Source organism: Streptomyces otsuchiensis, assembly GCF_004305975.1.
GTDB lineage: Bacteria > Actinomycetota > Actinomycetes > Streptomycetales > Streptomycetaceae > Streptomyces > Streptomyces otsuchiensis.
This window is the reverse complement of the sequence record NZ_BHZI01000223.1, coordinates 1-9800: the sequence shown is the minus strand read 5'-3', so window position 1 is coordinate 9800 and position 9800 is coordinate 1. Positions and strand designations below refer to the sequence as shown.

The window sequence follows — 9800 nt, the reverse complement described above, 5'->3', positions numbered from 1 at the left end:
GCCCGGCACCCCGCGTCACCGCACCACGGCCACTCCCCCGCGTCACCACGACGGGCGCGGAGCTGTGGCGTGTGACGCGCCGCGCCGCCCGGGCCACCGACCGCCCGCTTCGTACCGCCCCCCGTCCCCATCTCTCGACCGGAGTCCTCCTGTGTCTTCCTCGTCCCTCGACAAGGCCCCCACCGGCCGCGGGCGAATATCCCTGCCGCCGTTCTGGGCGCAGATCCTGATAGGTCTCGCCCTCGGCGTGCTGCTGGGCTGGATAGCCCGCGCCGGGGAGGTCGAATGGCTCGGCACGGCGCTCAGCGAGATCGGCGGCCTGTTCGTCCAGCTGCTGCGCCTGGCGGTGGCACCGCTGGTCTTCTTCGCGATCGCGGTCTCCATCACCAACCTGCGCAAGGTGTCCAACGCGGCGCGGCTGGCCGGGCAGACCCTGCTGTGGTTCCTGATCACCTCACTGATCGCCGTCGCGATCGGCATCACCCTGGGCCTCGTCCTCAACCCGGGTTCCGGCTCCAGCCTCACCCCGGCCGACGGTGAACTGCCCTCCACCACCGGCTCCTGGCTGGACTTCCTCACCGGGATCGTCCCCACCAACATCATCGAGCCGTTCGCCGAACTCCGCGTGCTGCAGATCGTCTTCCTGGCCGCCGTGGTCGGCATCGTCGCCCTGAAGCTCGGCGAGCGCGCCGCGCCGGTGATCACCTTCGGTGAGACCGTGCTGGAGATGCTGCAGAAGGCGCTGTGGTGGGTCATCCGCCTCGCGCCCATCGGCACCCTCGGTCTGATCGGCCGTTCCATCAACGAGTACGGCTGGGACCTGCTGGGCGACTACGCGAAGTTCACCACCGCGGTCTACATCGGTTCGCTGCTGGTGATGTTCGGTGTCTACCCGCTGCTGCTGCGCTTCTTCGGCGGCGTCAACCCGCTCCAGTTCTACCGCGGCGCCTGGCCGGCGCTGCAGCTCGGCTTCGTCTCCCGCTCCTCCGTCGGCACCATGCCGGTGACCCAGCGCGCCACCGAGCGGCTCGGTGTGCCCCGCGAGTACGCCAGCTTCGCCGTTCCGTTCGGCGCCACCACCAAGATGGACGGCTGCGCCGCCATCTACCCGGCGCTGGCGGCGATCTTCATCGCTGAGATCTTCGACGTCAGCCTGGGCATCCAGGAGTACGTCCTGATCGTCTTCGTCTCGGTGATCGGCTCGGCCGCGACCGCCGGTATGACCGGCGCCACCGTGATGACGACCCTGACCCTGAGCACGCTGGGCCTCCCGCTGGAGGGCGTCGGTCTGCTGCTGGCGATCGACCCGATCCTGGACATGATCCGGACCTCGGCCAACGTCGCCGGCCAGGCCACCGTCCCGGTCATCGTCGCCGCCCGCGAGGGCATCCTCGACCGGGAGGCGTACGACAACGCCACCTCGTTCAACCTGGACGACTGGGACGACACCGGTGCCACCGGCACCACGGCGACCGCCGAGCCGGAGCCCGAGCCCGCGACGGCGGGCGCGGGCGCCTCCTCCGGAGGCGACGGCGCTCCCCGCTCCGGCCCCGGCACCGCCTGACGGCACCGGCCCGGCACCGCCCGGACGACGGTCCGCACCATCACGGAGGCCCGGCCCCGCGCACACGCGCGGGGCCGGGCCTTCACCGTGCCGGACGGCCGGCGGGGCGGGGCCGGTCAGCGGTGGCCGGAGGCACCGCCGCTCACGTACATTTTTACGTACGCAGCAGGAGGTGCCCATGAAGACCATGTCGTACTCGGAGTCCCGGGCGAACTACGCCGAAACCCTCAACTCGGTCGTCGACGACCGGGAGGAGGTCGTCATCACACGCGCGGGTCACGACCCGGTGGTGATCGTCGCGCTGGACGACTACGAGTCACTCAAGGAGACCGCTTATCTCCTCCGCAGCCCGGGGAACGCCCGGCGTCTCCTGGCCTCGATCGAGCGGCTGGAGAACGGCGGCGGCACGGTACGGGAGATCGCCGGGTGAAACTCGTCTGGGACGAGAGCGCCTGGGAGGACTACCTCTGGTGGCGGGCGCAGGACCGCAAGGTGCTCCGCCGGGTCAACCTGCTGCTCCAGGACATCGCCCGCAATGGCAACGAGGGGATCGGCAAGCCCGAGCCTCTCAAGCACGGTTTCCATGGTTTCTGGTTCCGGCGGGTGACCGATGAGCACCGCCTGGTGTACCGGCTGGAGGAGGGCGCGATCCTGATCGCCGCGTGCCGCTACCACTACGGCTCCTGACTCCGGCGCCGGCGTCGCCCGCACCATCACGGAAGGCCCGGCCCCGCGCACACGCGCGGGGCCGGGCCTTCCGTGATGGTGCGGTGCGGCCGGTCAGCGGTGGCCGGTGGTGGTGAGGTCCTCGGGCTTGACCACGGCCGAGTCGTGCTCGGCGTCCAGGCTGTGCTCGGGGTCACCGGGGACCGTGTTGCGCGGCGCGGGCGCCTCCTCGGCGGTGGCGTCGGCGCTGTGCGAGGCCAGCGCGATCACGATCCTGTCCTCGATGTCCTTGGGGTGGCTGCCCATGTAGTAGTTGAGGACGATGGAGAAGACCAGCTCGCGGCCGTCGGCGTCGGTGACGTAGCCGGAGAGGCCGGTGGCGCCGGTGAGGCTTCCGGTCTTGGCGTGCGCGTTCTTCTCGGCGGGGGTGCCGCACATGCGGGAGTTGAGGGTGCCGCCGGCGAACCGCTCGCCGGCGCAGGCGATCGGCAGCTCCTCGTACCAGGTGTCGAACCACGCCTCGTCCCGGACGTTGACCAGCATCGTGGCGAACTCCGAGGCGGGCACCCAGTTGCGGCGGGTCAGGCCGGAGCCGTCGGCGAGCACATAGACGGAGTCGTCCATGCCGAACCCGGCGAGGGAGTCGCGGGCGGCGGCGGTGCCCGCGCTCCAGCCGCCGTCACCGGCACTCTCGTACCCCATCGCCTTGACGAGGACCTCGGCGTGCCCGTTGTTGGAGAGCTTCATGAAGGGGTTCATCAGCTCGGCCACCGTCATGGACTCGTGCGACGCCAGCAGCCGGGTGTTGTCCGGGGTGGCCCGGCCGAGCCGGGTCTTGCCGACGACGCGGATGCCCTCCTCGGCGAGCGCGGTCTTGAAGACGGCCGTGGCGTGGCCGGTCGGGTCCCAGACGGCGCGCCAGACGCTGGTGGGGTTGGCGTCGACCGCGATGGAGCCGGAGACGGTGATGACGTCCTCGCCGTGCTTGCGGTTGAGCGGCAGGCTGAGGGAGCTGCCGGCCTCGCCGGTGGTGGCGGTGTTCTCGACCGTGACGAAGCCGGTGTCCGGGTAGACCGAGACCTTCGGCCGGTCGCCCACCGCGGCGCCGGGCTCGACGGTCACCTTGACGGTGCCGGCGTCGTAGTCGGTGTCGGGGGCCACGGTCAGCGCGGAGATCGGCGCGCCGTAGTAGTACTGCTCGTCGTCGACGTTCCAGCCCCAGTGGTAGCGCTCGTCGTCGAACCGGGTGTCGTCGGCGACGAGGTTGCCGACGACCTGGCGCACGCCCGCCTTCTTCAGCTGTGCCGCGAGCGACTGATAGTCCTCGTACAGCAGCGTCGGGTCGCCCGTGCCGCGCAGGTAGAGGTCCCCCACGAGGACACCGCCGACGACCCGGCCGGGAGTGCGGACCTCGGTGGCGAAGGTGTAGTCGGGGCCGAGCACATCCATCGCCGCGGCCGAGCTGAGCAGCTTGGAGTTGGACGCGGGCATCAGCCGGTCGTCGCCGTTGTGCTCGTACAGGACGTCACCGCTCTCGGCGTCCGCCACGACCACGCTCGCCTGGGCTCCGTCGAGACGGGGGTCGGTGAGGATCTCGTCCAGGGTGTCGGCGAAAGCGGCACGGCTCTGGTCGGCGCCGGCGGGCGCGGACCAGACGAGGGTGAGCGCCATGCAGGCGGCCACCGGTGCGAGCAGCAGGGCTCTGAGGGGGCGTCGAGTCATGGCAACAGAGCATGGCGTAAGTATTTTTCAGGTCAAGGGGGCTGAGCCGAAAATCGCCGTCAACTCTCGCGAGCGCCACCGGACGGACGGTGCGGCTCCACCCAAGGTGGCGGAATCCGGGCAGGCGGGGAGAGCGCCGATCGCTCCGCAGTGGGACGGAAAGCCACCGGAAACGAAAGGCAGGAGCCCCCGCCGGGGCGGGGGCTCCTTGGGTGAAGCTCTGAAGCGGGCGATCGTGACCGCGACGCTGTGGTGATCAGACGGGAGTGACGTTCTCCGCCTGCGGGCCCTTCGGGCCCTGGGTGACGTCGAAGTTCACCTGCTGGTTCTCTTCCAGGGAACGGAAGCCAGAGGCATTGATCGCCGAGTAGTGGACGAAGACATCGGGACCGCCGCCGTCCTGGGCGATGAATCCGAAGCCCTTTTCGGCGTTGAACCACTTGACGGTTCCGGTAGCCATATAAGCCCTCCTTGGGCCTACCAGGGTCGCCCTGCTCCAGAACCTACACAGAAGCCTGAAAACGACGAAAGCCTGCGGTTACATGCTCCGCAGGCTCTCACTGCAAGGGAAACCAAACTGCAACTTGCGGCGAGCCTAGCACGCAGAATGCACGGCCGGAAGGGGGATGATCACCCTCCGAACCCGGTCATATCTGCGGTTCACCGAGTGGGTTTCGGCGGCGTTCACAAGCGGCGTGGCGGACCGTCCGGCGCCGCCCGCGGGGCGGGTCGGCACGGGGCGCGGGCGGGCGGTTCGCACGGGCGTGCCGGGCCGGTCCCTCCGGCCGCGTGCGTCCGTACGGCCCCGGGAGGCGGGCCTCGCGCGACGCCGGTGCCGTGAGGGGCGCCGGAGGTGGCAGGCGTACCCTGCGAAGGGTGAGCACATCGAACAGGACCCGCCCCCGCGTCGGCCACATCCAGTTCCTCAACTGCCTGCCGTTGTACTGGGGGCTCGCCCGCACGGGGAGCCTGCTCGACCTGGAGCTGACCAAGGACACCCCGGAGAAGCTCAGCGAGCAGCTGGTCCGCGGCGACCTCGACATCGGCCCGATCACCCTGGTGGAGTTCCTCCGCAACGCGGACGACCTCGTCGCCCTTCCCGACATCGCGGTCGGCTGCGACGGCCCGGTGATGTCCTGCGTGATCGTCTCGCACGGCCCGGTGGAGGAGCTCGACGGGGCGCGCGTGGCGCTCGGTTCCACCTCGCGCACCTCCGTGCGCCTGGCGCGCCTGCTGCTCGCCGAGCGCCACGGCGTGCAACCGCACTACTTCACCTGCCCGCCCGACCTCTCCGAGATGATGCGGGAGGCCGACGCCGCCGTCCTCATCGGGGACGCCGCACTGCGCGCCTCCCTGCACGACGCACCCCGGCTCGGGCTGCGCGTCCACGACCTCGGCGCCATGTGGAAGGAGTGGACCGGACTGCCGTTCGTCTTCGCCCTCTGGGCGGTGCGCCGCGACTACCTGGCGGAGCACCCGGCGACGGTCCACGAGGTGCACCGCGCGTTCCTCGACTCGCGAGACCTCTCCCTCACCGAGGTCACCAAGGTCGCCGAGCAGGCGGCCCGCTGGGAAGCGTTCGACGCCGAACTCCTGGAGCGCTACTTCACCACCCTCGACTTCCGTCTCGGGGAACGCCAGCTGGCCGGCGCCGCCGAGTTCGCCCGTCGCGCCGGTGACACCGAGGGCGCCAGCATCCAGCTGCTGCGGCCCGCGCCCGCGCACCACTGACCTCGGGGGAGGCGGCGGAGGGGCCGGGCGCGACAGACCCGGCGCGCGGCACCGGCGCGCGTGCCCGTATCCGTTGCCATCCCCGGACCAGCACCCGCACCCGCGTCCGCACCCGCACCCGCACCCGCACCGACGGCCGACCCGGCGCTGGAGCGCGCCGGCGGGCACCCCTACATTCGGTAGCGCGGCATCCCCGGCACCTCCGGCTCGGGAACCGCGCCAGAAGGGGGACTGAACGACCATGGAGCCGCTGCGAGCCGAAGACCCCAGACGCATCGGCTCCTACCGGCTGCTGGGCCGGCTCGGCAGCGGCGGAATGGGCCGCGTCTACCTCGGGCGCAGCGCCGGCGGGCGCACCGTCGCCGTGAAGGTGGTCCATCCGCACTTCGCCGTCGACGACCAGTTCCGTGGCCGGTTCGCCCGCGAGGTCGCCGCCGCGCGGCGGGTCGGTGGCGACTGGACCGCGCCGGTCCTGGACGCCGATCCGGACGCCGAGGTGCCCTGGGTGGCGACCGGTTACGTGGCCGGGCCGGACCTCCAGCGGGTGGTGGAGGACCTCGGTCCGCTGCCCGCCGGGACCACGCGCGTACTGGCCACCGGCCTGGCCGAGGCGCTGGCCGCCGTCCACGCGCTCGGCCTGGTCCACCGGGACGTCAAACCGTCCAACGTGCTGCTCACGCTGGACGGCCCGCGCCTGATCGACTTCGGCATAGCCCGCGCCACCGACGCCGGCTCCGCCCTCACGGAGACCGGGGCGTTCGTCGGGTCGCCCGGCTACATGGCGCCGGAGCAGCTGCTCACCGGTGAGACGGGCCCCGCCGCCGACGTGTTCGCCCTGGGCTCGGTCATCGCGTTCGCGGCGGCCGGCAGTGCGCCGTTCGAGGGGGACAGCGCCGCGCAGCTGCTGTACCGGGTCGCCCACGAGGAGCCCGACCTGGCGCGGGTCCCCGCCGGGCTGCGGCCGCTCGCCGCGCGCTGCCTCGCCAAGAACCCCGCCGACCGGCCCGCGCCGGCGGAGCTGGCAGCCGAACTGTCCGACGGCGCCGGGGCGAGCGCGCTGGTCCGGGAGGCGGACGGCTGGCTGCCCTCGGCGGTGGTCTCGGGCGTCAGCCGCCGCGCGGTGGAACTGCTCGACCTGGAGGCGGAGTCGGCCGGCTACCCGGTCTCCCCGGCGGGCGCGGCGGGCGCGGCGGGCGGGGGCACCGGGACGGGTACGACCGGCCCCCGCGGGGCCGGGGCAGCGGCGGACGCCGGGGAGGCTCCCGCCTCGGTGACCGGCGACGGCGCCACGAGTGGCGGCGGGCACGGCGCGGTGACCGGTGCGTTCGGACCGCCCGCGCCGGCCGGTCACCCGACGCCACCCGGCCCCTACGCACCGGCCGCCGGCGCCACGCCCGGCAGTGCGGCGCCCGGCGGGCCGTACTCGCCCACCGGCCCGTACCGGGCGTCCGGCCCCTACGGCGCCCCCGGACCGTACGGCTCTGGCGCGGCGCCCGGCGGCCCCTACGCCGGGTGCGCCCCGGCGGGCGGCGGCGCGGCCGACGCCCCGGGGGCACCGGCCACCGGATGCGCCCGGCGCGGACGGCGAAGGCTGCTCTGGCCACTGGCCGCGCTGCTGGTGGCGGGGCTGGCCACGTCGGCCTACCTGCTGCTCGGCCCCGACTCTGCCGACGGCGACGGCGACGGCCCTGGCCCGATCGGCGGTGACGGCGGCAGCGACGGCGGCTCCGGCGACGACCCCGGCGACCCGGACGACCCCGACAGCGCGGAGCTGCCCGCCGAGTACACCGGCGTCTGGGCGGGCGACGTGACGTTCCTGGGCGGCCTGCCCGCCGGGAACATGACCGTGACCCTGGAGCCCGGCACCAGCGGCGACGCGCTCGGCACGGTGGTCCACGTCCCGCCGCTCCCGATCTCCACCTGCGTGGACCGGCTCACCCTCAGCTCGGTGGACGACGACGAGCTGACCTTCGTCGCCGCGCTCGTGCCCGAGGAGTCCACCCCCGGCACCTGCGAACAGGACGAGTTCGAGATCGTCCTGGAGCCCCGGGAGGACGGAGTCCTCTACTTCCGCTCCGGCATCCCCGACGGCCCCGAGGGCCCCCTCACCCCGACCGGCTGAGCACCGGGAACGCCCACGACGGCATCCCGCGAGTCCTAAGATGGCGGCGTCGCCGTCGGCCCCGTACAGCAGCGCGAGGAGTTCCATGCGACCGCCCGTGATCGAGACGCTCGAGATCAAGAACTACCGGGCCCTCCAGAACGTGACCATCAAGAACCTCAGACCGTTCACGGTACTCGTCGGTCCCAACGGCAGCGGCAAGTCGACGCTCTTCGATGTCTTCGCCTTCCTGGAGACGTGCTTCACCGTCGGGGTGCGCAGCGCCTGGGACCGTCGCGGCGGCCAGCGTGAGCTGCTGTCGCGCGGCGCCGAGGGACCGGTGTCGATCCAGATCGCCTACCGCGAGCGTCCCGGGGAGCGGCGGCTGACCTACCGGCTGGACCTGACCGAGGAACGGGGCCGCCCCGTCGTCAGCCGCGAGATGCTGCGCTGGACGACCGCTCCCGGCCAGGGGCGCCCGTCCCACATTCTCGACTTCCGGTCGGGGCTGGGCTACGTGGCGGACGAGGAGAGCGGGGAACGGCGCGAGGAGGAACTCGACACCCCGGACACCCTGGCTGTGAACGCCATCGGCCAGTTCCGGTCCCACCCGAGAGTCGCGGCGCTCAGACGTTTCATCTCCGGCTGGTACCTCTCCTATCTGTCGGTGGCCGAGGAGCGGAAGTCTCCGACTGCGGGCCCCCAGGAACGGCTCTCACAGTCCGGCGACAACATCAGCAACGTCCTGCAGTACCTCAAGGAGAACCATCCGGAGCGGCTGGAGCGCATCATCGAGGCGTTGCGGGAGACGGTGCCCACGCTCGAGAGCGTCGACTACCAGACCTCACCGGACGGTCGTCTGGTGTTGTTCGTCAAGGACGCCCCGTTCCGGGAGGCGGTCCTCGCGGGAAACGCGTCGGACGGCACACTGAAACTGCTTTCGTACCTCACCCTGCTCTACGATCCCGACCCCGCGCCGTTCATCGGGATCGAGGAGCCGGAGAACCACCTCTACCGAACGGTGCTGCCGGGGCTGGCCGACCAGTGCCGGCAGTCCAGCAACACCTCGCAGGTCCTGGTGACCACGCACTCCCACGAGTTCATCAACTCCTGCCGGCCCGAGGAGGTGGTCGCCCTCTACCGGGACAGCTCCGGCTACACACAGGTGGTGCGGCCGCGTGAGATCCCGCTCGTCGTCGACATGATCGACAACGGGGCGCAGCTGGGCCAGCTCTGGCAGGAGGGCTACTTCGAGGACCTGCCCGAGCCGCGTACTCCAGTCGCCGACGCCGGGGGCGACGCGTGAACGCCAGGCGCGGGCCCAAGGGCAGCCAGTGCTCCGCGCGTGCGGACCGAGCCGTGCAGCTCGAGGTGCTGGTGGAGGAGGAGTCGGCGAAGCGGGCGCTGAAGCCGCTGCTTTCGGCTCTGTTCGACGGACGGCGGGTGAAGATCTCGGTGCGCACCTTCTGCGGCAAGCCCGACCTCCTCAAGAAGCTGCCGGAGCGGCTGGCGGGCTACGCCGCCTCCCGACGGCGCGGCGAGGACATCCGGGTCGTCGTTCTGGTCGACCGCGACAACGACACGTGTACCGAGCTCAAGACGAGGATGGACGAGATAGCCAGGTCCGCCGGCCTGGTTCCGCGTGGCGACGACTCCGGCACCGGGCGCTTCCAGGTGGTCAACCGGATCGCGGTGCGCGAACTCGAATCGTGGTACTTCGGCGACTGGCCGGCGGTTCGGAAGGCGTTCCCGAAGATGGGGGCAGAACCGCCGAAGAAGTACCGGGGCAATCCGGACGCGGCCCAGGGGAAGTGCTCCGACGCTTTCGAGAAGGCCCTGAGCGCGAGCGGGGTGCGCATGGCGTCCAAGCCCCAGTGGGCGGAGCGCGTCGGGGCCCACCTCTCGCTGACGGAGAACGCCTCGCCCAGTTTCCACGCCTTCGTCCGGGGGGTCGGGGACCTGGTCGGCGAGTGAGTCACCACACTCCCGCGGCGGCGTGGGGGCGGTGGTGGGTGA

Annotated in this window: 9 protein-coding genes; 7 read left to right on the top strand and 2 right to left on the bottom strand. The window is 71.9% G+C overall.

Going from position 1 to position 9800, the window contains the following annotated elements; translation table 11 throughout:
* Window positions 1–151 precede the first annotated feature (151 nt).
* The 3 genes from E0D90_RS19490 to E0D90_RS19480 all read left to right on the top strand — a co-directional run bounded on the left by E0D90_RS19490 (window position 152) and on the right by E0D90_RS19480 (window position 2251).
* The gene (locus tag E0D90_RS19490; RefSeq protein ID WP_130799435.1) at window positions 152–1564 is read left to right on the top strand and encodes a dicarboxylate/amino acid:cation symporter; all 1413 of its coding nucleotides are present in this window, start codon (window positions 152–154) and stop codon (window positions 1562–1564) included.
* Between the two features lie 178 nt (window positions 1565–1742).
* The gene (locus E0D90_RS19485; protein ID WP_130799434.1) at window positions 1743–1994 is read left to right on the top strand and encodes a type II toxin-antitoxin system Phd/YefM family antitoxin; all 252 of its coding nucleotides are present in this window, start codon (window positions 1743–1745) and stop codon (window positions 1992–1994) included.
* The gene (locus E0D90_RS19480) at window positions 1991–2251 is read left to right on the top strand and encodes a Txe/YoeB family addiction module toxin (RefSeq protein ID WP_103501546.1); all 261 of its coding nucleotides are present in this window, start codon (window positions 1991–1993) and stop codon (window positions 2249–2251) included. The genes E0D90_RS19485 and E0D90_RS19480 overlap by 4 nt, the downstream gene beginning before the upstream one ends.
* Before the next feature lie 93 nt (window positions 2252–2344).
* Here E0D90_RS19480 and dacB read toward each other — a convergent pair whose 3' ends face one another.
* Window positions 2345–3952, bottom strand: coding sequence for a D-alanyl-D-alanine carboxypeptidase/D-alanyl-D-alanine endopeptidase (dacB, locus tag E0D90_RS19475; RefSeq protein WP_130799433.1), 1608 nt, complete (start codon window positions 3950–3952; stop codon window positions 2345–2347).
* 256 nt (window positions 3953–4208) lie between these two features.
* Window positions 4209–4412 carry a cold-shock protein gene (locus E0D90_RS19470; RefSeq protein WP_003984261.1) on the bottom strand — a complete coding sequence of 68 codons (204 nt, stop codon included), beginning with the start codon at window positions 4410–4412 and terminating at the stop codon, window positions 4209–4211.
* A 416-nt stretch (window positions 4413–4828) separates the two neighbouring features.
* On the opposite strand from E0D90_RS19470, the gene E0D90_RS19465 reads away from it, so the two are divergent.
* The 4 genes from E0D90_RS19465 (at window position 4829) to E0D90_RS19445 (ending at window position 9758) form a co-directional block, all read left to right on the top strand.
* Window positions 4829–5683, top strand: coding sequence for a menaquinone biosynthetic enzyme MqnA/MqnD family protein (locus E0D90_RS19465; protein WP_130799432.1), 855 nt, complete (start codon window positions 4829–4831; stop codon window positions 5681–5683).
* 241 nt (window positions 5684–5924) lie between these two features.
* Window positions 5925–7805, top strand: a complete 1881-nt coding sequence (locus E0D90_RS19455; RefSeq protein WP_130799431.1) for a serine/threonine-protein kinase — start codon at window positions 5925–5927, stop codon at window positions 7803–7805.
* A gap of 85 nt (window positions 7806–7890) precedes the next feature.
* Complete coding sequence (locus tag E0D90_RS19450; protein WP_103501186.1) at window positions 7891–9090, top strand: AAA family ATPase; 1200 nt, start codon at window positions 7891–7893, stop codon at window positions 9088–9090.
* Window positions 9091–9143: 53 nt separating this feature from the next.
* On the top strand, window positions 9144–9758 hold the full coding sequence (locus E0D90_RS19445; protein WP_157996895.1) for a DUF4276 family protein: 615 nt from the start codon (window positions 9144–9146) through the stop codon (window positions 9756–9758).
* The last annotated feature ends 42 nt before the right edge of the window (window positions 9759–9800 follow it).